The sequence below is a fragment of the Streptomyces sp. JLSY215 genome, assembly GCF_059682825.1.
In genome coordinates, this window is sequence record NZ_CM185022.1 from 4,989,119 (window position 1) to 5,010,865 (window position 21,747).

Here is a 21,747-nt window from a genome sequence, read left to right on the forward strand (position 1 = left end):
GACGTTCCGTATACAGGCGATCCGTATACCCCTGGTGGGTATATCGTACCGAACTTTGCGGGCACCGGCGGTACCCCGTGCAGAGCATGCTGCCCGATGGGCGACACTGAAGGAATGCCGGTTAGCAGTGGCTGGATGATGCGCCTAGCATCAACTCGACCGAATCCGATGCACCCCGAGGATTTCACGTGCGCTTTCGTCTGACCCCCAGGGAGACGAGCTTTTACGACATGTTCGCCGCCTCCGCGGACAACATCGTCACGGGCTCCAAGCTCCTGATGGAACTGCTCGGGGCCGACGCCTCCGCGCGGACAGAGATCGCCGAGCGGATGCGGGCGGCGGAGCATGCGGGAGATGACGCGACGCATGCGATCTTCCATCAGCTGAACTCCTCCTTCATCACGCCGTTCGACCGCGAGGACATCTACAACCTCGCCTCGTCGCTCGACGACATCATGGACTTCATGGAGGAGGCCGTCGATCTTGTCGTTCTGTACAAGGTCGAGGAGCTGCCCAAGGGCATCGAGCAGCAGATCGAGGTGCTGGCGCGGGCGGCGGAGCTGACCGCCGAGGCGATGCCGAATCTGCGCACGATGTCGAACCTCACGGAGTACTGGATCGAGGTCAACCGCCTGGAGAACCAGGCCGACCAGATCCACCGCAAACTGCTCGCGCACCTCTTCAACGGCAAGTACGACGCCATCGAGGTGCTCAAGCTCAAGCAGATCGTGGACATCCTGGAGGAGGCGGCGGACGCCTTCGAGCACGTCGCCAACACCGTCGAGACCATCGCGGTAAAGGAATCCTGAGCCCCGGCCATGGATACCTTTGCGCTTGTCGTGACCATTGCGGTCGCGCTCGGTTTTACGTACACCAACGGCTTCCACGACTCGGCGAACGCCATCGCGACCTCGGTCTCGACGCGCGCGCTGACCCCGCGGGCGGCGCTCGCGATGGCCGCCGTGATGAATCTCGCAGGTGCCTTTCTGGGCAGCGGGGTCGCCAAGACCGTCAGCGAGGGGCTGATCGCCACGCCCCAGGGCAACCAGGGAATGGGCATCCTCTTCGCGGCGCTGCTCGGCGCGGTGGTCTGGAACCTCGTCACCTGGTACTTCGGGCTGCCGTCGTCGTCCTCGCACGCGCTGTTCGGCGGCATGGTCGGCGCGGCGCTGGCCGGCGGCACCAAGGTGATCTGGTCCGGGGTGATCGAGAAGGTCGTCCTGCCGATGTTCATCTCGCCGGTGATCGGCCTGGTGCTCGGCTATCTGGTGATGGTCGCGATCCTCTGGATGTTCCGTAAGTCCAACCCGCACAAGGCCAAGCGCGGCTTCCGCATAGCGCAGACCGTCTCGGCGGCGGGCATGGCGCTCGGCCACGGTCTGCAGGACGCCCAGAAGACCATGGGTGTCGTGGTGATGGCCCTGGTCATCGCGGACGTCGAGGACGCCAACGACGCCATCCCGGTCTGGGTCAAGCTGGCCTGTGCGATCACGCTCTCGCTCGGTACGTACGCGGGCGGCTGGCGGATCATGCGCACGCTCGGCCGCCGGATCATCGAGCTGGACCCGCCGCAGGGCTTCGCCGCGGAGACCACGGCCGCCTCGGTCATGTACACCGCGTCCTTCATGTTCCACGCGCCGATCTCCACGACCCACGTCATCACGGCCGGGATCATGGGCGTCGGCTCGACCAAGGGCTCGCGCGCGGTGCGCTGGGGCGTGGCGAAGAACATCGTGATGGGCTGGTTCATCACCATGCCGGCGGCGGCGGGCGTCGCGGCGCTGGCGTACTGGATCATCCGGCTGGCGTTCGGCTAGACACCGCACGACAGCACGCAAGTGGGCCCGCCCCCCGGGAAGAGGGGCGGGCCCTTCGCCTTGCGGTGGCACCGCCATGCAGCACCGCAGGACGCTCAAGGGGCGTCGGCCATGGGCCGGGCTCGGCGGCTCAGCCGAAGCGGCCGGAGATGTAGTCCTCCGTGGCCTGCACCGACGGGTTGGAGAAGATCCGCTCGGTCTCGTCGATCTCGATCAGCTTGCCGGGCTTGCCGACGGCCGCGAGGTTGAAGAAGGCCGTACGGTCCGACACGCGGGCGGCCTGCTGCATGTTGTGCGTCACGATGACGATCGTGAAGCGCTCCTTGAGCTGGCCGATCAGGTCCTCGATGGCGAGGGTGGAGATCGGGTCGAGCGCGGAGCAGGGCTCGTCCATGAGCAGGACCTGCGGTTCCACGGCGATCGCGCGGGCGATGCACAGACGCTGCTGCTGGCCGCCGGACAGGCCCGAGCCGGGCTTGTTCAGGCGGTTCTTGACCTCGTTCCAGAGGTTGGCGCCCTTGAGGGAGCGCTCGACGATGTCCTTGAGCTCGCTCTTCTTGTACGAGCCGTTCAGCCGCAGGCCGGCCGCCACATTGTCGAAGATCGACATCGTGGGGAACGGGTTGGGGCGCTGGAAGACCATGCCGACGGTGCGGCGGACGGCGACCGGGTCGACGCCGGAGCCGTAGAGGTTCTCGTCGTCCAGCATCACCTTGCCCTCGACGCGGCCGCCGGGGGTGACCTCGTGCATGCGGTTCAGGGTGCGCAGGAAGGTCGACTTGCCGCAGCCGGACGGGCCGATGAAGGCGGTCACCGAGCGCGGCTCGACGGTCATGGAGATGTCGTCGATGGCCTTGTGGCTGCCGTAGAAGGCGGAGAGGCCGCTGACGTCGATTCGCTTGGCCATGGGGATCACTGCTTCTTTCGCGGGGGTATGTCTGGTCGCTGTGTTGGCCGCGTCAGCGACCGGACTTGGGGGCCTTCCAGCGGGCGATGCCGCGGGCCACCAGGTTGAGGATCATGACGAAGGCGATGAGGACGAGCGCCGCGGCCCAGGCTCGGTCGTACGCGGCGTCGGAGCCGATCTGCCACTGCTGGAACACATACAGCGGCAGCGACTGCTGGGCGCCTTCGAAGGGGTCGTTGTTGATCGTCTTCGCGCCCCACACCAGGAGCAGCACCGGGGCGGTCTCACCGGTGATACGGGCGATGGCAAGCATCACGCCGGTGGTGATCCCGCCGATGGAGGTGGGGAGGACGACCTTGAGGATGGTGCGCCACTTGGGCACGCCCAGGGCGAGGGACGCCTCGCGCAGCTCGTTCGGGACGAGCTTGAGCATCTCCTCGGTGGAGCGGACGACGACCGGCACCATCAGGATCGCCAGGGCCATCGCGCCGGCGAAGCCGGACGGGCCGAAGCCGAGGATCAGGATCCAGACGGAGAGGATGAACAGGCCGGCCACGATGGACGGGATGCCGGTCATCACGTCGACGAAGAAGGTGACGACCTTGGCGAGCGTGCCGCGCCCGTATTCGACGAGGTAGATCGCGGTGAGCAGGCCGATCGGCGCGGCGATCAGGGTCGCCAGGCCCACCTGCTCCAGGGTGCCGATGATCGCGTGGTAGATGCCGCCGCCGGGCATCGCGTCCGGCAGGGTGCCCATCGAGTGGGAGAGGAAGTAGCCGTCCAGGACCTTGCTGCCGCGGGCGACGGTCTCCCACAGGAGGGAGGCGAGCGGGATGACGGCGAGCAGGAAGGCCGTCCAGACCATGCTGGTGGCCAGCCGGTCCTTGGCCTGCCGGCCGCCTTCGACGGCCGTGGCCAGGGCGTAGGTGCCGAAGACGAAGAGCAGGGCGGCGATCAGGCCCCACTGGATCTTGCTGTCGAGTCCGGCGGCCAGGCCGATGCCGCAGCCCGCACCGGCCGCGACCAGCGCGAGGACCGGCGGGGTCCAGCGGGGCAGCCGGGCCTGCTTGAGGGAGACGGGCCGCGGCGCGCCGCCATTGGCGACCGTGGGACGGTCAGTTACGGCGGTCATGCGGCGGCTCCCGAGTACTCCTTGCGGCGGGCGATGATCAGGCGGGCCGCGCCGTTGACGAGCAGCGTGATCACGAAGAGGACGAGGCCGGAGGCGATCAGGGCGTCCTGGCCGAATTCATCGGCCTCGCTGAACTTGCTGGCGATGTTCTGGGCGAAGGTGCCGCCGCCCGGGTCCAGCAGGCTGGCGTTGATCAGGAAGCTGGGGGAGAGGACCGTGGCGACGGCCATCGTCTCGCCGAGCGCGCGGCCCAGGCCCAGCATGGAGGCGCTGATCACGCCGGAGCGGCCGAAGGGGAGGACCGACATCCGGATGACTTCCCAGCGGGTGGCGCCCAGTGCGAGGGCGGCTTCCTCGTGCATCTTCGGGGCCTGGAGGAAGACCTCGCGGCTGACGCTGGTCACGATCGGCAGGATCATGATCGCGAGCAGGATGCCGACGGCGAACAGCGAGCGGGCGGCCCCGTCGCCGTAGGCGAAGATGCCGGTCCAGCCGAGGTAGTCGTCCAGCCAGCTGTAGAGACCGGACAGATGCGGTACGAGGAACAGCGCGCCCCACAGGCCGTAGATGATGCTGGGCACCGCGGCGAGCAGGTCGATGACGTAGCCGAGCGGCGAGGCCAGCTTGCGCGGGGCGTAGTGCGAGATGAACAGCGCGATGCCGACCGCGACCGGGACCGCGATGACCATCGCGATCACGGAGCTGACGACCGTGCCGAACGCCAGGACGGCGATGCCGAACTTCGGCTCGGTGCCGGTGGCGTTCCAGTCGAGGGTGGTGAAGAAGTTGGCCTTGTCGCCGGAGATGGCGAGCACGGACCGGTAGGTGAGGAAGGCGGCGATGGCCGCCATGATCACCAGGAGGGCGATGCCGGAGCCGCGGGAGAGCCCGAGGAAGATCCGGTCACCGGGACGGACCGCCTTGCCGGATATGGCGGCGGGGGCGTCGTTCCCCGACGGCGGCGGTGGCGGCGTATCGGTTGGGGTAGCTGTTGAGTTCATGATTTCTCCGGTCTGCGGAGCCGGTGGGAGAGGGTCCTCCGGCTCCTGGCGCGGCGGTGCACCGGACGGGCGGCGGCCTCCTGTGGGAGGCCGCCGCCCGGTGGGTCAGGAGAGGGTGGCGACGGTCTTGCGGACCTTGTCGGCGATCTCGGTGGGCAGCGGGGCGTAGCCGAGCGCGTTGAGGGCCTTCTGGCCGTCCTCGCTGGAGACGTAGGTCAGGAAGGACTTGGTGGCGGGCAGGGTGTCGGCCTTGTTGCCCTTGTCGCAGGCGATCTCGTACGTCACCAGGGTGATCGGGTACGCGCCCTCGGCCTTGGTGGTGTAGTTGAGCTTCAGGGCCAGGTCGTTGCCCTCGCCGGCCGGCTTGGCCTCGGCGATGGCCTTGGAGGCGTTCTCCACGGTGGCCTCGACCGGGGCCTTGGCGCCGGTGTTGACCTTGACCGTGGGGATCTTGCCCTGGGTGGCGTAGGACAGCTCGAAGTACGAGATCGCGCCGCTGGTGGCCTTGACCTGCGAGGAGACGCCGGAGGAGCCGGAGGCCGCCTGGCCGCCCTCGCCCTCCCACTTCTTCGCCGGCTCGTGCTTCCAGCCACCGGCGGCCTTGAGGTACTTGGTGAAGTTGTCGGTGGTGCCCGAGTCGTCGGAGCGGTGGAACGGCTGGATCTTGAGGTCCGGCAGCTTCGCGCCCGGGTTCAGCTTCTTGATCGCGGCGTCGTTCCAGTTCTTGATCTCCGAGTTGAAGATCTTCGACAGGGTCGGGGCGTCCAGGACGAGGTTGTCCACGCCGGGGACGTTGTAGCCGACCGCGATCGGGCCGCCGACCATCGGGAGGTCGATCGCCTGGCCGCCCTTGCAGACCTTCTTCGACTTCGCGATCTCCTCGGGCTTGAGCGCCGAGTCGGAGCCCGCGAAGGCGGTCTGGCCCTGGAGGAAGGTGGTCACGCCCGCGCCGGAGCCGGTGGGCTGGTAGTTGATCTCGGTGCCCTTGCAGGCGCCGGCGTAGTTCTGGACCCAGACGTCCATGGCGTTCTTCTGCGCGGAGGAGCCGGACGCGAGCAGCTTGCCCTTGCCCTCACACTTGATGTTCGCGGCCTTGGCGGCACCGGACCCACCGCTGGAACCGCTGGTGTCGTCGGAGCCGCACGCCGTCAGGGCCAGGGCACCGGAGACGGCGAGAGCGCCAACGGCGAGGGCGCGAACCCGGTTCTTGCGCTGAAGCTTCACTGTCGAGAGTTCCTTCCTGGGGCGCGCCGCATCATCGGCGTGCTGGGAGCTTTTGAGGGTGAGGTGACCAGCGCTACTTCCAGCGTCGGTCCACCGTGTCGCGCTTGCCATCTGGGCGTGCCGCGCACTCGGTACGGCAGAAATTAGGCAGATCAGGTGAAGCGGCCGATGGAGGAGAGTGAACGCAAGGTGAACCTCGGCCATCAGGTGGGGGTGAGGGCCGGACGGTGTCCGAAAACGATCGGCCAGTGCGACATATAGGGGGCAGATGTCGAACATCCGTGCGTTGCACCCTCCTCGCCCTCCTCGCCCTTCTCTCCCTCGCCTCGCGCGCGTAAGAGGGGACAGGGGGCTCGCGCGCGTAAGAGGGGACAGGGGGGAGGAGGTCTGCCGGGGGTTTCCTCGGGCGGGCCGGGCGGATCCCCCGTGGCCGCCGTGGCGCAGCGGACTCGGCCGCGCCGCCGCTCGCCCCGGTGCGGGCCGCCGGCACGGGGTCGCTCGCCCGGTTGCGGATGTCGGCGGGGCCCGGTGTGGATGCCGGGTGGGACCGGCGCGGAAACGGCCCGTCGCCCTGTCAAATTACCGGTAGGTATGGCAGCATCCGCGCGGGAGACGAACACGCGAATCGGTGCGGAACGACCGGAGGTGGCTGGTGGGGAGCCAGGGGGCACGGCAGGGCGTTCGGGGCGTACGGGGCAATGGGGACCGGGGCGTTGCAGGGGGCGGCCGGGCCGTGGCGTGCACGGTGGTGGTCCTGTGTGCGATGGGGCTGCTGGGCGGGACGGCGACCGCCGCGTACGCGGATCCCAAGCCGGGCGAGAAGCGGGACGCGCAGCGGGAGTCGGGGCAGGGGCGGGAGTCCGCCGAGGCGTCGCTCAAGCACCTCGAGGACGTACGGAAGAAGATCGACGATCTCTACCGCAAGGCGGAGAAGGCCACCGACGCCTATAACGGGGCCAAGGAGCAGGTCGAGCTCCAGCAGAAAGAGATCGTCAAGCTGGCCCGGAACATCGACCGCACCCAGCAGAAGCTGGCCGCCCTCAAACGCCAGGCGGGCGCACTGGCCAGCGCGCAGTACCGCGGCGGCGGAATGCCCTCCGAGGCCAAGCTGATGCTGGGCGCCGACTCCAGCGGGTTTCTCGACAACGCCACCCTGGTCCGCAAGGCGCAGCAGGCCGCCAAGGGCGTGATCACTCAACTGTCCAGGACAAAGGGCGAGTTGGAGGATTATTCGGAGGCCGCTACGGACCGCTGGGAGCGGCTCGAAGCGAACCGCAAGAAGAAGGACAGCGCGCGGCGGGACATCAAGAAAAAGATCGAAGCGGCGAAGAAAATCGAATCCCGGCTGGCCGCCAAGGAAAAGGAACGGCTGCGGAAGCTGGAGGACGAGCAGGCGTTCCGCACGCAGCAGAAATGGCTCGACTCCGGTGTGCTCGACGAGATCAGCAACAAAGCCTCCCGCTTCGGGAAAAAGGCGATCTCGTTCGCCACGGCACAGATCGGCAAGGATTATGTATGGGGTGCCGAGGGGCCGGACACCTTTGACTGTTCCGGGCTGACCCTGCGCGCCTGGCAGGCCGGCGGTACGACGATTCCGCGGACCTCGCAGGAGCAGTGGCGGCAGCTGCACCGGGTCGCGATCAAGGACATGCGGCCCGGGGACTTGATCATTTACTTCTCGGACGCCAGTCATGTCGGGATGTACATCGGTGACGGTGCGATCGTGCACGCCCCGCGGCCGGGCCGGCAGGTGACGATCACCGGAGCGGGCTCGATGCCGATCCTGGGGGTCGTGCGGCCGGATGCCGAATCCGACCGGGGAACGGACCGGTAGCGGCGGCGGGAAGCGGAAACGCGCCGGAGCGGAAACGCACCGGAGCGGAAACGCGGCGGACCGGAAGCGGAAACCGCGGCGGAAGCGGAAGTCGGAGTACCGGCAGAGGCGACGGAAACGGGAGTCCCGTTCCGTGACCTGGGCCACTGGCTCAATGACCGGATTGATGGGTATCGGGCGGTTAACGCCGGGTAACCAGGCACGGTCAGGATTCGGTCAGGCGGGGTGATGTTCGTCATTCCGCTTTCCTCCCACCCCGCGCCAAATCGCAGATGAGATGCCGCATATGACATTGGCCGATTGCCGTCGGCCATTCCAAACCGCTCGGCACTGACGCTATGGTCGCCTCTCAGTGCCCGGTATCGGATCGCTCAGGTGACCGAAGAGCGACGCGGAATCCGGGCACGGTGGTACGCCGCTCGGCGCACCGCCGCACCCTCGGGGGGAGGGAAGGAACTGAGGAATGCCCGTACCCGTACCGCACCAGCGGACGGCCGTGCTGCCGCACCAGGCAGGACCGGTGGATGACGCCTGCGCGGATACCGCGCAGGAAGCCGTCGCACCGGTGGCGGGCGATGCCTCCTTCCAGGACACCGGCGCCCCGGTGGAGGCCGATGCCCTTGCCTCCGATCACGGCGCGCTGCCCCAGGGCCTGATCCTGCTCCTCATCGGGGAGGACCCCAACAGCCCCGTCCCCGACATGTGGGACTGGGCGGGCCGCAAGGTCCGTCTGCGCACCGCCCGCAACCTCACCGAGGCCGAGCGCCTGCTCACCGACGATGTGCACTGCATCCTGCTCGACCTGGCCCCGCCCGAGCACACCGAGTGCGATGCGGCCGACACCGGCTGCCCCGGTGACGAGCTCGGCACGCTGCGCGAGGTGCTGCGGATGGCGACCGGACAGGCCGTCCTCGTCCTCACCTCGGAGACGGACGCGGAGCGGGCCGCCGAGGCCGTACGGGTCGGCGCCCAGGACTATCTCTTCCGCGACGAGCTGGACGGCGCCGTGCTCAGCCGCGCCGTGCGCTACGCCGTCGAACGCAAACGCGCCGACCTGGCCCAGCGCCAGCTCACCGAATCGCGGATGCTCGCCCAGGAGAACGCCCGCCTCGAACGCGGTCTCCTGCCGACCCCCCTCCTCGACGGCTCCGATCTGCGGTTCGCCGCCTGCTATCGCCCCGGTCGCAGCCGCGCGCTGCTCGGCGGCGACTTCTACGACACTGTCCGCACCCCGGACGGCACCGTGCACGCCATGATCGGCGACGTCTGCGGCCACGGCCCCGACGAGGCCGCGCTCGGCGTCGAACTGCGCATCGCCTGGCGGGCGTTGACCTTCGCCGGGCTGTGCGGCGACGAACTGCTCGCCACCCTCCAGAAGGTGCTGGAGCACGAGCGCTCCGACGACGAGATCTTCGCCACCCTGTGCACCGTCGACATCTCCCCCGACGGCCGCCGCGCCGGCCTGTGCCTGGCCGGTCACCCCGCGCCGCTGCTGGCCCGCGAAGGACGGCCGCCGCGCCTGCTGCCGTACGAATTCGGCGGCCCGGCGCTCGGGCTGCTGCCCCATGCCCGCTGGGCGCGCCGGCAGGTCGAGCTGGGGGGCTCCTGGAGCCTGATGATGTACACCGACGGCCTGATCGAGGGCCGGATCGGCGAGGGTAACCAGCGCCTGGGCCAGGACGGCATGACCGAGCTGGTCAGCCGCCAGATGGCGGCCGGCCTGCGCGGCGAGGAGCTGCTGGACGCCTCCGTGCGGGAGGTACGCGATCTCAACGGCGGCGAGCTGACGGACGACGTGGCCGTGCTGCTGCTGGACCGGCGGTAGGGCCGCGCCGGACGGCGGTGGGCGGCGGGCCGACGGGGAGGACCCGGGCCCCCGGGGGGGGCTTACCGGCCGCCGTTGTACGGCCCGTACGGACCGTCCGAGCTGGAGCCGCCGCGGCGCGGGCCCCGGCCACCGCCGGCGACCTGGCGGAGCGCCGGGCGCACATCGACGGTGTAGACGATCACGGCGATCAGGCCGAGGATCGGCACGAACGCGTCGAAGGGCAGCAGGAACAGCGCCGCCGTGGCCAGGCCGAGGAAGATCAGCCACATGCCCTTGTTCTGCTTGTCGGCCGCGCGATAGGCGTCCTCGCGGTGCACCGCGGAGTCGATCAGCATCACGGCGGCGTACACGCCCAGAGCCATCTGCACCCAGTACAGAAACTCTCCAAAGCCGTACAACAGCACGCTCGCACCACCAGTCGCTCTACCGGCCTCAGCCTCTTGCGGCCCTTCTGCGGGGCCCCACCGTACCCAAACAACGGGCCGGGCACCTGAAGTGTGCCCGGCCCGGCCCCGCTCAGCGCAAGGTGACGGATGTCACTTGGCGGCCGGCGGGGTGGACTTCTTCGCCACCGGCTTACGCGCCGGGGGCGTGGTCTTCTTCGCTCCGGCCGTCCGGCCGTCCGTGGTCTTCGTGCCGTTCGCCGTCGTGGCCTTGCCCGTCGCCGCGTCGTTGTTCACCGTCGGCTGCGCCTGCGGCTCGGACTTCGCGGCCGACTCCGGCTCGATCGCCACCGCGAGCTCCTCGACGTGGTCGGCGGTCTGCCCGCGCCAGGTGTCCACCGCGCCGCGGCCCCGCTCGGCCAGCTCGTCGTACGTCTCGCGCACCTGCACGGCGGCCTCGGCGGCCCGGCCCAGGCCCTGCAGCGCGATGTCCTGCGCCTGGTCGCGGAGCTTCTTCAGGTCACCGTCCAGCGAACCGAGCAGCTCGCCCAGCTTCTCCTGAGCGTCCTTGGCCTGCTTGGCGAGCCGGTCCTGCACGTCCTTGGGGTCGGTGGCCCGTACCGCCTCGAAGCGCTTGGGGGCCTCGGCGCGGATCTTCTCGACGAGGGCCGGCACCTCGCCGAGCTTTTCGGCGGCCAGATCGGCGGCACCGGCGAGGGCGTACAGCGGGGTCGCGTCGGTGACGGTCTTGCGGAGGTCATCGGTGATGGCCATGCGTTCTTCCTCCTGGAAACGAATTCGGTTGCTCAGGTGGCGTGCGGGCCGCCGTCGGCCTCTGACTCTGGGGAGCCCGATCCGCGCCCGTTCTCATGCCCGTGCGCAGTGCGGTCCGCGCCGCTCCCGAGCCCGTTCTCCTTGCGGAAGGACTCGTAGATCTGGAGCAGGACCTGCTTCTGCTTCTCGTTCAGCGACGGATCGGTGCGTATCGCGGTCTGCACCTCGACCCCGTCCGGCCCCTGTCGCTCATCGAGGATCCCGGCCTGGACATACAGCGTCTCGGCGGAGATCCGCAGCGCCTTGGCCAGCTGCTGCAGGATCTCCGCACTCGGCTTGCGCAAGCCGCGCTCAATCTGGCTGAGATACGGGTTGGACACCCCCGCGGCATCCGCGAGCTGCCGCAGACTCAGCTGCGCCGTGCGCCGCTGCTCCCGCAGGAACTCACCGAGATTGCCGACGTTGAGTGATGCCATGACTCGATACTGCACGGTAGTGCTAACTATTGCAAGCAAGCGCTAGCAAAAGTGGGGGTGGATGTCGGGCGACCGGTCGCGCCGGCGGGCGCGGCGGGCCGCTCCTGGCTCGTACGGAACGGCCCGACCGCCCGTCTTCCGGCGCTTGCGTCTTCCTACCGCCTCCTAGCGCCTCCTACTGCTTCCCACGGCTACCTCCTGCTGTTTGCCGCTTACTCCTGCGCGTCGGCGGCGAGGGTGGTGTCCGGGACGCAGAAGATCCCGTCGAACGCCTCCAGGGCGGGGATCTCGATGAACGCCGTGTCCAGCCGCGTGCGGACCGGCTCCGGCAGCCCGTGGCGCCGCGCGTATGCGCCCAGCGCCCGCGCGTCCACCAGGGACGGTTCCCCGGGCACGCCCGCGAACAGCGCCTCGACGCTGTCCGGCGCGGCCTCAGGAGTGACGGCCCGGCCCCAGCGCATCCCCTGCGGGTGCTCCGGGTCGGGCACGTTCTCCACCGTCTCGCCGCCGTTGCCGGTCAGCGCGAGGGGAACGTAGTCCGCGCCGAGCGCCCGGGAGAGCAGATTGCCCATGGTCGTCACCGCCAGCGGGCCCTCGGCCTGGTTGGCCGAGCGCTGGATGTGGGCGTTGTGCCCGACGAGGACGACGCGGACGCCGGGCCCGGACCGCTGCAGATGCTCCAGCAAGGTGTCGGCGAGATAGCGCTCCCGGGTGGCGAAACCCAGGCCGTCGGGCGCGCCCGCGAGCGCTTCGGCCATGGCGCGCTGGGCCCGGTCCGTCGTCACCGCCGCGCGGACGTCCGACAGCGCGGTCGCGTACGCCTCGGGGCCGCTGCGCTCGGTGTAGATCTCGCGCAGGTCCGTGACGCGGCCCAGCAGCCGGGCGAGCGCGGTGGTGAGGCGGTCCTGCTCCGCCGGGTCCAGGGTGAGCCGGGCGTAGGCGGGCACCATGACCGTCCCGCCGGCGATCGGCTCGGAGATCTCCCGCGCGGTGTTCAGGAAGCGCAGCGCGCCGGGGTCCACCGTCGCCAGGTAGACGGCGACCGGATCGAGTACGGGCGCGAGCGAGCCGCCCGCCATGGGGATGTCGCAGCCGACGAAGCGGACCGGCCGCGCGGCGCCGGAGTTGTGACGGCGCAGCCATCGCAAGGTGTCCCGGCATTCGGCGGGCTGTCCCAGACCCTTGAGGATCTTGTCCTCGCCGTCGGTGCCGTGCTGCCCGGCTTCGCCGCGCTCGGGGGCGAGGAGGTCGTCGATGTCGCCCGGCCCGCCCTGGACCCAGGCGTCCACGGCTCGGCCCTCGGCGGCTCCGTACTCCATGGCGTAGACGGTGAAGCCCAGCTCCTCGACGAGGAAACGCAGGATGCGGTGGCGCAGCTGACCGAACTCGCGGATCTGGTGGGAGCTTTCGCCGAGGGCGACCACACGGGCGTCGCCGACGAGGGCGCGCAGTGGCTCCAGGTCGTCGAGCGGCGCCCCGAGGTCCGCTCCCGGACCGAGAGCGGCCAGCCGGGAGGCGTGCCGGGTGACCCAGTGCGTCAGTTCGACGGGGGCCTCGGTCAGGGTCGGCTCGGCCGGGGGGAGGAGATCACGGAGGTCGTGGAGATCGCCGTGGTGGGTGTGGTGGTTGTCGCCGTGGTCGTTCCGGCTGTTGCCGTGGTTCGGGTTCTGGTTCTCGTGGTGGTTCTGGTCGTTCATCGAAGTGCTCCGCGGTGTGGGTCATCGTCGGAGCCGGGCAGCGTCGAGCACCGCACCGGCCGGGAACCGGAGTGCGGCGAAGCTGTCGGAACGTCGGTCGCAGCTTGCCGCTAAGCGGCGCTGCGGGGCTTGAGGAACCAGTTCTGGCCGGCGGAAATCATCACGCCGGGGACCGTACCAAGGACGGCCGCGGCGCGCAGGGCAATTTTCCGGCGCCCGGCCCGGGTCGTACGGCTCGCCCGCCGTACCCACTTTTTTGTGGGTACTTGGCAGCCGATGGCGAGCGGGCGAATCTGATGGCAGGTGGCCGGCGGGCCGCCGGACGCGGAGGGGACGGAGGTCTGTTGCGTCAGGAGGCCGAGGGAGCCTCGGCGAGTTTCTCCAGGCGGCGGTGCCCCCAGTCGGAAAGGGGACTCAGCGCCTCGGAGAGCTCGCGGCCGAAGGCGGTCAGGGAGTACACGGTCTTCAGCGGCAGCACATCGTGCACTTCCCGGTGCACGAGTTCGTCCGTCTCCATTTCGCGGAGCGCCTGAGTCAGCACCTTCTCGCTGAGGCCGGGCAGCTGCCGGCGCAGCTCACCGGGGCGTTGCGGGCCGGACTCCAGCAGCCAGAGCAGAGCCGTCTTCCACTTGCCGTCGATCACGGCGATCGCGGCCGTCACTCCGCAGACATTCGGGTCCTGGGCACGACTGCGTGTCATCTGCGTCCCGTTCCTTTTCCTGTTCCTGATTCCGTCTTCTGTTTCGCTTCGCCGTCTCGCTTCGCGGTTTCGCTTCGCCGTTCCCGGCGTTGCCTCTGCCGTTGCTTCCGGCGTTGTTTCTGCCTTTATTTCTCAGGGAGTTGAGCTGATGTCCACCATGTCTCCGTCCACGCACTCCACGCACTCCGCACAGTCTGACGTCACCGTGCTCGGGCTGGGGCCGATGGGCCGGGCGCTGGCCGGTGCGTTTCTGGAAGCCGGTCTGCGGACCACGGTCTGGAACCGGACGCCGGGCCGGGACCGGGAGTTGGTCGGGCGGGGCGCGGTGGGTGCGCGATCGGCCGAGGAGGCGGTCGCCGCGAGCGGGCTGATCGTGGTCTGCGTGGTGAACTACGAGGCGGCGGACGCCATTCTGCGGCGCGACGCGGTCACCGCTGCGCTCAAGGGGCGCACCGTCGTGAACCTCACCGCCGACACCCCCAACCGCGCCCGGGACACCGCGGACTGGGCGGCCGGGCACGGCATCCGTTACCTGGACGGCGCGATCATGACGCCGACCACCACCATCGGAACGCCGGCCGCGGTGTTCCTCCACAGCGGCCCGGAAGACCTCTACGAGGAGCACCGGCCGGCGCTGGGGGCGCTGGGCGGCACCCACACCCACCTCGGCGAGGAGATCGGCCGGGCGGCGGCATACGACATCGCGCTGCTCGACATCTTCTGGACCGCCATGGCGGGCTATGCGCATGCGCTGGCGGTGGCGAACGCGGAGGGAGTCACCGCCCGTGAGCTGGCACCGTTCGCCAAGGGCATCGGCGCGATCCTTCCGCCGCTCTTCGAAGAGACCGCGGAGGACATGGAGAGCGGCAGCTTCTCCGGCGAGGGCAATCCGCTCACCTCGGCGGTGTCGTCCATGGCGCATATCGTCCACACCTCCGAGGCCCATGGCATCGATGCGGGCGTGATGCGTGCGGCCGAGGGCCTGGCCCGTCGCGCCATCGGGCGGGGGCACGGCACGGACGGGTTCATCCGGATCGCCGAGCTCCTCGGCCGCGGGTAGGGCCAAGGGCCCGGCGGGTGATCAGGCGGCGGACTCCGACGGGGACCCGGCGCGTCGCCGGTCGGTCCGGCCGGGCAGTTTGACGGTGAGCAGGACGCCGGCGGCGGCGACGGCCGCGAGGGCGGTGAGGGTGGTGCCCATGGCCGAGGTGAAGGCCGGGCCGCTCCAGTGGGGACCGTCGCCGGGGGCCGACGGGCGTCCCGGGGCGGTGGGTGCGGTGAGGGTCACCAGCACGGTCGCGGCGGCGACACCGAGGGCCGGGCCGATGTTCATGGCGGTCTGCTGGAGGCCGCCGCCCACCCCGGCGTGGGCCATGGAGGCGTGGCGGACGATGACGGCCGTCGCGGTGACCATCACCGTGCCGAAGCCGGCGCCCAGCAGGAGGAAGCCGCCGCCGATCGCCACCGTTGACGACGACTGGTCGAGGCGGGAGAGCAGGAGGATGCCGAGGGCGATCAGGGCCATCGCCGCGGCCGTGGTCCGGCGGGGGCCCTGCCGGCGTTGCAGTACGGCCGAGGCCGGCGCGCTCAGCACCATCATCGCGGCCAGGGGAAGCACCCGTAGCGCGCTCTGCAGCGGGTCGAGGGCGAGGACGTCCTGAAGGAAGTAGGTGGCGACGAACAGCGTGCCGAACATCGCGGCCGACGCGGTGAGAAGGATGCCGAGCGCCGAGGCGACGGTGGCCGAGCCGAGCACGGCGAGCGGCACCAGCGGGCTCGTCGTACGGCGTTCGTGCCGGACGAACGCGATGCCCGCCGCCGTCGCCGCGACGAGTCCCAGCGTGGTCGTCGCCGTCCAGCCGGATTCCGGTATGCCGACGAGGGTGTGCACCAGGCACGCCAGGGCGGCCGCCAGCAGGCAGGCGCCGGGCAGGTCGAGCCGGGCGGGGGCGGTGGGTTGACGGTGCGTCGGTATCCGTACGAGCAGCGCCAGTACGCCGATGGCGAGCGCGGGTACGACGTTGAGGAGGAAGACGGACTGCCAGCCCAGGCGGGCGGTCAGGGCGCCGCCGATGACCGGGCCCGCGGCGGCGGCCAGTCCGATGGCGCTCGTCCGCAGCGCGATGGGCATGCCCAGCTTGTCGGGCGGATACGTGGCGCGCAGCATGCCCAGGGTGGCCGGTTGCAGCAGCGCGCCGAAGATCCCCTGGACGATGCGCAGGGCGATCACTCCGCCGACGCCGGGCGCCAGGGCGATCCCCGCCGAGGCGGCACCGAAGCCCAGGATGCCGAGGGCGAAGACCCGTTGGTGGCCGTAGCGGTCGCCGAGCCGGCCCGCGAAGACGAGCAGGGCGGCCACGGCGATGAGGTAGCCGGTGCTGGTCCACTGGACCTGGACGAAGGAGGCGTGCAGGTCGCGTTGCAGGGAGGGCTGGGCGATGGTCAGCACGGTGCCGTCGAGGGCGACGATCACGGCTCCGATGATGCTGCCGGTGAGAGCGAGGCGCCGGTGGCGTGGGTGCTGGGGGTGGTCCTGGGGAGGGTGCTCGGGGCGGGGTTCGAGGTGGCGCTCGGGGCTGGGTGTGGGGGTCACTGGTTCTCCGTATCGGGGCCGAGGTGGGCGTCGAGGGCGGCGCGGAGCAGCGGTTCGACGGTGTCGGCGCCGGTGGCAAGGGGGAGGCTGCCCCAGCCCCACAGCTGGGCGATGCCGTGCAGGTTGGCCCACAGCGCGCCCGCGACGACCGCCGGTGTCACGGTCGGCCCCGCGTCCGACGGCGGTCGCGCCCGGGTGACGAGCCGGACGAGGGTGTCGAACAGCGGCAGGCTGGTGTCCCGCAGGCCGAGCTCGTTGCTCTCCAGCAGGTCGTGACGGAACATCAGCTCGTACATGCCGCGGTGGGTGAGGGCGAAGTCGAGATAGACCCGGCTCAGCGCGAGGAGCTGGGCGCGAGCGGCCGGCCGGGTGTCCCCGTCGCCGTCGGCGAGCGCCTCGGCGACCTGGGCGGCGAGGTCGGCGAAGCCGCGGCGGGCGATGGCGGACAGCAGCGACAGATGGGTCGGGAAGTAGCGCCGCGGCGCCCCGTGGGAGACGCCGGCCCGCCGGGCGATCTCGCGCAGGGACAGCGCCTGGATTCCCTCGCGGGTGACGAGGTCGACGCCGACGTCCACGAGGCGGGCGCGCAGGCCCGCGGCCTGGTCGTCGCTGCCGGGGGGTGGCGGGGGAGCGGGCGCGGGCGGAGGCGCGGACCCGGACGAGGACTCTGGCGAGGATGCGGGCTCGGGCGTGGGCATAGACACTGTCTACCAGAGAGTAGTAGACAGTGTCTACGACGTCGCCGGGCCGCTGCCGCACTCCCGCGCCGCGGGGTCCTCGTGAGAGGCTGAAGGGAAAGGAATGACGATCGAGCGCGAGCACCCAAGCCGACTTATCTCATGACGAGAAAGACCGGCGGCCCGGCCGGTCCGCCACACAATCCGAACCGGCGCGAAGCGACGGCGATGTGTGCATGAGCGTGTGGCGTTTCCCCGGCTGAATTCCCGCCCCACGTCGTCCCGGCCGCCGCCCCGACAGTGGGGTGACCCCCGCGCCTCGCACGCGAGGGGCAACGCCGCGTGACCGTACAACCCGATCTGCCGGTTCCTTGAGCGGCCGGTCGGCTCCGCCCGGGGACCTCGGCGCAGAAGAGAGCTCCCGATGACACGCATCCCTGAGCGACTGCGCGCCTCCCCCACGCCCCCGGCCGACGCCCAGGCGCAGCCGTTGGCGTCCGCCGGCGACGTCGGTCTGTTTCTTGTCCGCATTACCTTCGGCCTGCTCATGGCGGGACACGGCGCCCAGAAACTCTTCGGGATGTTCGGCGGCGGCGGCCTGACGCAATCCGCCAAGGGATTCGCCAAGCTGGGCTACCACCCCGGCGAGGTCTACGCCGTGGTCGGCGGCGGAACCGAGCTCCTCGGTGGCCTCGGCCTGGCGCTGGGGCTCTTCACCCCGCTGGCGGCCGCCGCCCTGATCGGCGTGATGATCAACGCCATGGTGACCGTCACCGCGGCCCACGGCCTGTGGGCGACCAGCGGCGGCACGGAGTACAACGTGTGCATCGCGATAGTCGCCCTCGCCATCGCCGCCACCGGCCCCGGCAGGCTCTCCCTGGACCGGCCGTTCCGCTGGGGGAAGGGCGGCTGGGGTGAGGCGGCCTTCGCCCTGTTCGTGGGGGGCATCGGCGCCGCCATTGTGCTGCTCATCTAAATGCCCTGCTGCTGTGTCCCGCCGCTATCTCCTGGCGCCATGCCCTGCCCATCTGAATGATCTCGCGTGAGGCGGTGCCCGCATGAGGTGATGCCCGCGCGGGATCGTGCGCGTCCGCAGTCGCGCCCGCGCGGGGCATGCGGCGTCGGCGCGTCCACCGGTGTGCATGCCGTCATCCGGCGCCGATGGCCTCGTTCGACGGGCCCGCGTTCACTCCTTGAGCCAGAAGCTCACCCCGTCCAGCCAGGCATCCAGCAGCTGGGCATCGCCCAGGATCTCGATGCCGTCGCCGTGCGGGCGGCGCCGGCCGTAGACGAGCAGCAGCAGGTCGGCGACGGGGCCGCGGACCGCGACGGCGGCCTTTTCGTGGGCGTGGCGCCAGGTGAGGGTGGCGCCCGTGAGGTCGATCAGCCATTCCGCCGTGTCCTGCGGCGCGGCGTCCGTCGCGTGGAAGTGGAGGGTGCTGGTGGGGCGGCCCAGCAGGTCGCGCATCTCCGGTTTGGCCTCCAGGACCTGATCGAGCGAGCCGAAGGCCATCCACTCGTCGAGGCCGTCGATGGCGAGCGCCGCGTCGACGCCGAACTCCGCGCCGACGGCGAACGACGCATCGGCCCGGTGGACGACCGTCTCGTGGGTCATCCGGCGCGCCCAGAACTCCGGGGTGCCGCCGGGCACCACGGTCCACACCTCGGCGTCCGGCCCGGCGGCGCGCAAGGTGTCCGCCAGCTGCTCGGCGCCTTCGGTGAGCCAGGCGCCGAGCGCGGCGGGGTCCTCGTCGTGGAAGCCGAAGACGTCGTTGACCTGGGCGTCGGAGACCTGCTGGGTGGCCCGGGTCCGGACGATCGTCTCGGCCCAGCGGTGTGCGCCGCCGAGGTGCCGCAGCAGCTGGCCGAGGGTCCAGTCGGGGCAGCCGGGCACCGGCGCCGTCAGGTCCGCGCGCGCGACGACGGACCGCAACAGGCTGGTCTGCGCGACGATTTCGGTGCAGTGGCGTGCGTAGCTCATGCTCGTCGAGGCCATGACGCCACGGTAGTCGCGGGCGGCGGGGGGCGCGTTTCTTTATTGCCGGTGGCGTGGTCCTCGCCGGTCGTCGCGTGTGTGCCGTGGTCTCGTCCCGATGATCACCGTGGCGTACCACTCGTCGGACACGGCCACCCGGGGGATCAGCCCGCTGCGGGCGAAGGTTTCGACGGCCCGGTCGGCCTGGCGCTCGCTGGTCTCGACGAGCAGATGGCCGCCGGGCGCCAGCCACTGCGGTGCCGCGGCGGTCACCCGGCGCAGTACGTCGAGCCCGTCCGCCCCGCCGTCGAGCGCCACCAGCGGCTCGTGCTCGCGGGCCTCCGCGGGGAGCAGGCCCACCTCCTCGGAGGGTACGTACGGGACGTTGGCCACCAGGATGTCGATACGGCCCCGGATCGCGGTGGGCAGCGGGGCGAAGAGGTCGCCCTCGTACACCTCGCCGCCGACGGCACCGATGTTGCGGCGGGCGCAGCGCACCGCCGCCGGCTCTATATCGGCCGCGTACAGCTCCACCCGGTCCAGCGCCGTGCCCAGCGCCGCGCCGACCGCGCCGGAGCCGCAGCACAGATCGACGACGACCGTACGGTCCGGTGCGGCGCGGGCCGCGCGGTGGCCGAGGGCGACGGCCCGGCCGACGAGGAACTCCGTGCGGCGGCGTGGCACGAAGACCCCACGGTCGACGGCCACCCGCAGACCGTGGAACTCCGCCCAGCCGACGATGTGTTCCAGGGGCAGGCCGAGGGACCGCCGTTCCACCATGGCGGCGAGTTCGGCCGGGGTGCGTGCCGCGGAGATGAGCAACTCGGCCTCGTCCTCGGCGAAGACACAGCCGGCGGCGCGGAGCCTGGCGACGGCGGCGGGGCGGGAGAGTGCGGGCGGGGCGGCTGCGGGGAGAGTCGCCGAATGGGGCGACGAGGGGCGCGTCGGGCCGGGTGCGGCGTTGCCTGAGGGAGCGCCTGACGAACTGCCTGACGAACTGCCTGATGAGCTACGTGCCGCGGTCCCTGAGGAACCGCGTGCTGCCTTGCGCGATGAGGTGCGTGCGGCGTTGCGTGATGAGCCGAGGGAAGAACGCTGGGTCGGCATATGAGCCTGTGAGCCTTTCGGGACGCCGATGGGCGCTCCCGGGTCACCTGTGCCGGACAGTCACCTGAGTCCGGTGGACCGTACGGCGTGAGACGGGAGCACCTGCCTGATCTGGCGGGAAATCGGTCTCACCTCCTTGGTCGATCCCCTTGTGGGGAACGGCAAGAGTACCCGAGGGCGGGCGAAGCCGCGCCGGGTGTGTCGCCCTCGCTCATTCCCGACGGCCCGGCCGCGATGGCTCCGCGTCCCCCGTGTCCCCCGCGCCCTCCGTGCCCCTGCGTCCGCCGCGCCCCGCGCCCCCTCCCCCCTACGCCCCGATGGTGCCGAACTCGACCGGGGCGTTCCGGAAGGCGGTGCCGGTCGAGATCAGCACTCCACGACCCGCTCGGCACAACGGCGTCACTGAAAGGCGAAGTGGCCTGTGAATGAGGCTAGTTGGAGTTCATGGGGTCACCCTGGTGGCCGGCCGGTGTGGTGGGCAGGGGTTGAGGGGGAAGGGGGCTGAGGGGCTATCCCAGGGGTGCGCCCGAAGTTCTGTTGACTTGGAGCGCGCTTCAACTCCTACCGTGTGGAACGCGATCACGGGGACCGCCCGGATCCATCCGCGATACGGCGCCAGGAGGCAGCAGCATGACGGACAATCCCACACGTCACCTTGGTGAGCTGGTGGTTTCCGCGCAGGGGCTCGGTTGCATGGGCATGAGCCACGGTTACGGGGACTCGGACGACGCGCAGTCGATCGCCACCATCAACAGGGCGCTCGACCTCGGCGTCACTCTGCTGGACACCTCCGATTTCTACGGTGCGGGGCACAACGAGGAGCTGATCGGACGGGCCATCGCCGGACGGCGGGACGAGGTGGTGCTCGCGACCAAGTTCGGCTTCGCCAACCGGCTGGGCGAGCCGACCGCCATCCGCGGTGACGCCGCCTACGTGCGGCAGGCCTGCGACGCCTCGCTGCGCCGTCTCGGCGTCGACCACATCGACCTCTACTACCAGCACCGGGTCGACCCCGATGTGCCGATCGAGGAGACCGTCGGCGCGATGGCCGAACTCGTCGCGGCCGGCAAGGTACGTCACCTCGGGCTCTCCGAGGCGGGTGCCGCGACCATCCGGCGGGCGCACGCGGTGCATCCGATCGCCGCGCTGCAGAGCGAGTGGTCGCTGTGGACCCGGGACCTGGAGCAGGAGATCGCGCCGGTGTGCCGGGAGCTGGGTGTCGGACTGGTGCCGTTCTCGCCGCTCGGCCGCGGCTTCCTGACCGGGCGTTACACCTCGGTGGAGGGGCTGCCGGAGAACGACGTGCGCCGTTCCCAGCCGCGCTTCGCCGACGGCAACCTGGAGCAGAACCTGGCCATCGTGGACAAGCTCAACGAGCTGGCCGCCACGAAGGGCGTCACCGCCGGGCAGCTCGCGCTGGCCTGGGTGCAGCACCGCGGTAACGACGTCGTGCCGATCCCGGGCACCCGTCGCGAGAAGTACCTGGAGGAGAACCTCGGCGCGCTGGCCGTGGAGCTGTCCCCCGAGGACCTCGCCGCGATCGACGCCGCGGCCCCGGCCGGCCGGATCGCCGGCACCCGGTACGACGCGACGAGCATGACGTTCGTGGGGCGGTGAGCCCG

General features: G+C 70.6%; 19 protein-coding genes and 1 pseudogene. 7 read left to right on the plus strand and 13 right to left on the minus strand.

Annotation, left to right across the window (positions count from 1 at the left end):
• The first annotated feature begins 188 nt into the window (after positions 1 to 188).
• The gene (locus AC5677_RS22405) at positions 189 to 809 is read left to right on the plus strand and encodes a DUF47 domain-containing protein (protein ID WP_030069756.1); all 621 of its coding nucleotides are present in this window, start codon (positions 189 to 191) and stop codon (positions 807 to 809) included.
• 9 nt (positions 810 to 818) lie between these two features.
• Positions 819 to 1,817, plus strand: a complete 999-nt coding sequence (locus AC5677_RS22410) for an inorganic phosphate transporter (protein ID WP_497189702.1) — start codon at positions 819 to 821, stop codon at positions 1,815 to 1,817.
• 130 nt (positions 1,818 to 1,947) lie between these two features.
• On the opposite strand, the gene pstB is transcribed toward AC5677_RS22410, so the two are convergent.
• The 4 genes from pstB to pstS all read right to left on the minus strand — a co-directional run bounded on the left by pstB (position 1,948) and on the right by pstS (position 6,081).
• Complete coding sequence (gene pstB / locus AC5677_RS22415) at positions 1,948 to 2,724, minus strand: phosphate ABC transporter ATP-binding protein PstB (RefSeq protein ID WP_497189703.1); 777 nt, start codon at positions 2,722 to 2,724, stop codon at positions 1,948 to 1,950.
• 52 nt (positions 2,725 to 2,776) lie between these two features.
• Positions 2,777 to 3,856: a phosphate ABC transporter permease PstA gene (gene pstA, locus AC5677_RS22420; RefSeq protein WP_497189704.1), complete on the minus strand. Its 1,080-nt coding sequence runs from the start codon at positions 3,854 to 3,856 to the stop codon at positions 2,777 to 2,779.
• A complete protein-coding gene (gene pstC / locus AC5677_RS22425) occupies positions 3,853 to 4,857 on the minus strand; it encodes a phosphate ABC transporter permease subunit PstC (protein WP_497189705.1) in 1,005 nt (334 codons plus the stop codon). Before pstC ends, pstA begins: the two co-directional genes overlap by 4 nt.
• A gap of 105 nt (positions 4,858 to 4,962) precedes the next feature.
• Positions 4,963 to 6,081 (minus strand): phosphate ABC transporter substrate-binding protein PstS, encoded by a 1,119-nt coding sequence (gene pstS / locus AC5677_RS22430; protein WP_497189706.1) that lies wholly within the window; start codon positions 6,079 to 6,081, stop codon positions 4,963 to 4,965.
• Between the two features lie 733 nt (positions 6,082 to 6,814).
• On the opposite strand from pstS, the gene AC5677_RS22435 reads away from it, so the two are divergent.
• On the plus strand, positions 6,815 to 7,915 hold the full coding sequence (locus AC5677_RS22435; protein ID WP_497189707.1) for a C40 family peptidase: 1,101 nt from the start codon (positions 6,815 to 6,817) through the stop codon (positions 7,913 to 7,915).
• 463 nt (positions 7,916 to 8,378) lie between these two features.
• Entirely contained in the window at positions 8,379 to 9,740 is a 1,362-nt protein-coding gene (locus AC5677_RS22440) for a PP2C family protein-serine/threonine phosphatase (RefSeq protein WP_497189708.1), read from the plus strand.
• 62 nt (positions 9,741 to 9,802) lie between these two features.
• On the opposite strand, the gene AC5677_RS22445 is transcribed toward AC5677_RS22440, so the two are convergent.
• The 5 genes from AC5677_RS22445 to AC5677_RS22465 form a co-directional block, all read right to left on the minus strand.
• Positions 9,803 to 10,147, minus strand: coding sequence for a DUF2516 family protein (locus AC5677_RS22445; RefSeq protein ID WP_497189709.1), 345 nt, complete (start codon positions 10,145 to 10,147; stop codon positions 9,803 to 9,805).
• 132 nt (positions 10,148 to 10,279) lie between these two features.
• Positions 10,280 to 10,900 (minus strand): hypothetical protein, encoded by a 621-nt coding sequence (locus AC5677_RS22450; protein ID WP_497189710.1) that lies wholly within the window; start codon positions 10,898 to 10,900, stop codon positions 10,280 to 10,282.
• Between the two features lie 32 nt (positions 10,901 to 10,932).
• On the minus strand, positions 10,933 to 11,376 hold the full coding sequence (locus AC5677_RS22455) for a helix-turn-helix domain-containing protein (RefSeq protein ID WP_497189711.1): 444 nt from the start codon (positions 11,374 to 11,376) through the stop codon (positions 10,933 to 10,935).
• 212 nt (positions 11,377 to 11,588) lie between these two features.
• Positions 11,589 to 13,073 carry an erythromycin esterase family protein gene (locus AC5677_RS22460; protein ID WP_497189712.1) on the minus strand — a complete coding sequence of 495 codons (1,485 nt, stop codon included), beginning with the start codon at positions 13,071 to 13,073 and terminating at the stop codon, positions 11,589 to 11,591.
• Positions 13,074 to 13,422: 349 nt separating this feature from the next.
• Positions 13,423 to 13,773: a winged helix-turn-helix transcriptional regulator gene (locus AC5677_RS22465; protein ID WP_497189713.1), complete on the minus strand. Its 351-nt coding sequence runs from the start codon at positions 13,771 to 13,773 to the stop codon at positions 13,423 to 13,425.
• A 157-nt stretch (positions 13,774 to 13,930) separates the two neighbouring features.
• Here AC5677_RS22465 and AC5677_RS22470 point away from each other — a divergent pair, with 157 nt between their 5' ends.
• Positions 13,931 to 14,833, plus strand: a complete 903-nt coding sequence (locus tag AC5677_RS22470) for an NAD(P)-dependent oxidoreductase (protein ID WP_497196716.1) — start codon at positions 13,931 to 13,933, stop codon at positions 14,831 to 14,833.
• 21 nt (positions 14,834 to 14,854) lie between these two features.
• On the opposite strand, the gene AC5677_RS22475 is transcribed toward AC5677_RS22470, so the two are convergent.
• Together AC5677_RS22475 and AC5677_RS22480 are read right to left on the minus strand one after the other, a co-directional pair.
• On the minus strand, positions 14,855 to 16,246 hold the full coding sequence (locus AC5677_RS22475) for an MFS transporter (RefSeq protein WP_497196717.1): 1,392 nt from the start codon (positions 16,244 to 16,246) through the stop codon (positions 14,855 to 14,857).
• A 116-nt stretch (positions 16,247 to 16,362) separates the two neighbouring features.
• Complete coding sequence (locus AC5677_RS22480; RefSeq protein ID WP_497189714.1) at positions 16,363 to 17,064, minus strand: TetR/AcrR family transcriptional regulator; 702 nt, start codon at positions 17,062 to 17,064, stop codon at positions 16,363 to 16,365.
• Positions 17,065 to 17,467: 403 nt separating this feature from the next.
• Here AC5677_RS22480 and AC5677_RS22485 point away from each other — a divergent pair, with 403 nt between their 5' ends.
• The gene (locus AC5677_RS22485; RefSeq protein WP_497189715.1) at positions 17,468 to 18,019 is read left to right on the plus strand and encodes a DoxX family protein; all 552 of its coding nucleotides are present in this window, start codon (positions 17,468 to 17,470) and stop codon (positions 18,017 to 18,019) included.
• Between the two features lie 210 nt (positions 18,020 to 18,229).
• On the opposite strand, the gene AC5677_RS22490 is transcribed toward AC5677_RS22485, so the two are convergent.
• Both AC5677_RS22490 and AC5677_RS22495 read right to left on the minus strand, forming a co-directional pair.
• The gene (locus AC5677_RS22490; RefSeq protein ID WP_497189716.1) at positions 18,230 to 19,039 is read right to left on the minus strand and encodes a maleylpyruvate isomerase family mycothiol-dependent enzyme; all 810 of its coding nucleotides are present in this window, start codon (positions 19,037 to 19,039) and stop codon (positions 18,230 to 18,232) included.
• 39 nt (positions 19,040 to 19,078) lie between these two features.
• Positions 19,079 to 19,933 (minus strand): annotated as a pseudogene (locus AC5677_RS22495) (putative protein N(5)-glutamine methyltransferase); the annotation flags it as partial.
• Positions 19,934 to 20,755: 822 nt separating this feature from the next.
• Between AC5677_RS22495 and AC5677_RS22500 the strand changes: the two are divergent.
• On the plus strand, positions 20,756 to 21,742 hold the full coding sequence (locus AC5677_RS22500) for an aldo/keto reductase (protein WP_497189717.1): 987 nt from the start codon (positions 20,756 to 20,758) through the stop codon (positions 21,740 to 21,742).
• Positions 21,743 to 21,747 lie beyond the last annotated feature (5 nt).

Coding starts and splice junctions, on each gene's coding strand:
- AC5677_RS22410 (WP_497189702.1), top strand. CDS start 819: ATGGATACCTTTGCGCTTGTCGTGACCATTGCGGTCGCGCTCGGTTTT.
- pstB (WP_497189703.1), bottom strand. CDS start 2,724: ATGGCCAAGCGAATCGACGTCAGCGGCCTCTCCGCCTTCTACGGCAGC.
- pstA (WP_497189704.1), bottom strand. CDS start 3,856: ATGACCGCCGTAACTGACCGTCCCACGGTCGCCAATGGCGGCGCGCCG.
- pstC (WP_497189705.1), bottom strand. CDS start 4,857: ATGAACTCAACAGCTACCCCAACCGATACGCCGCCACCGCCGCCGTCG.
- AC5677_RS22440 (WP_497189708.1), top strand. CDS start 8,379: ATGCCCGTACCCGTACCGCACCAGCGGACGGCCGTGCTGCCGCACCAG.
- AC5677_RS22450 (WP_497189710.1), bottom strand. CDS start 10,900: ATGGCCATCACCGATGACCTCCGCAAGACCGTCACCGACGCGACCCCG.
- AC5677_RS22455 (WP_497189711.1), bottom strand. CDS start 11,376: ATGGCATCACTCAACGTCGGCAATCTCGGTGAGTTCCTGCGGGAGCAG.
- AC5677_RS22460 (WP_497189712.1), bottom strand. CDS start 13,073: ATGAACGACCAGAACCACCACGAGAACCAGAACCCGAACCACGGCAAC.
- AC5677_RS22465 (WP_497189713.1), bottom strand. CDS start 13,773: ATGACACGCAGTCGTGCCCAGGACCCGAATGTCTGCGGAGTGACGGCC.
- AC5677_RS22470 (WP_497196716.1), top strand. CDS start 13,931: ATGTCTCCGTCCACGCACTCCACGCACTCCGCACAGTCTGACGTCACC.
- AC5677_RS22480 (WP_497189714.1), bottom strand. CDS start 17,064: ATGCCCACGCCCGAGCCCGCATCCTCGCCAGAGTCCTCGTCCGGGTCC.
- AC5677_RS22485 (WP_497189715.1), top strand. CDS start 17,468: ATGACACGCATCCCTGAGCGACTGCGCGCCTCCCCCACGCCCCCGGCC.
- AC5677_RS22490 (WP_497189716.1), bottom strand. CDS start 19,039: ATGGCCTCGACGAGCATGAGCTACGCACGCCACTGCACCGAAATCGTC.
- AC5677_RS22500 (WP_497189717.1), top strand. CDS start 20,756: ATGACGGACAATCCCACACGTCACCTTGGTGAGCTGGTGGTTTCCGCG.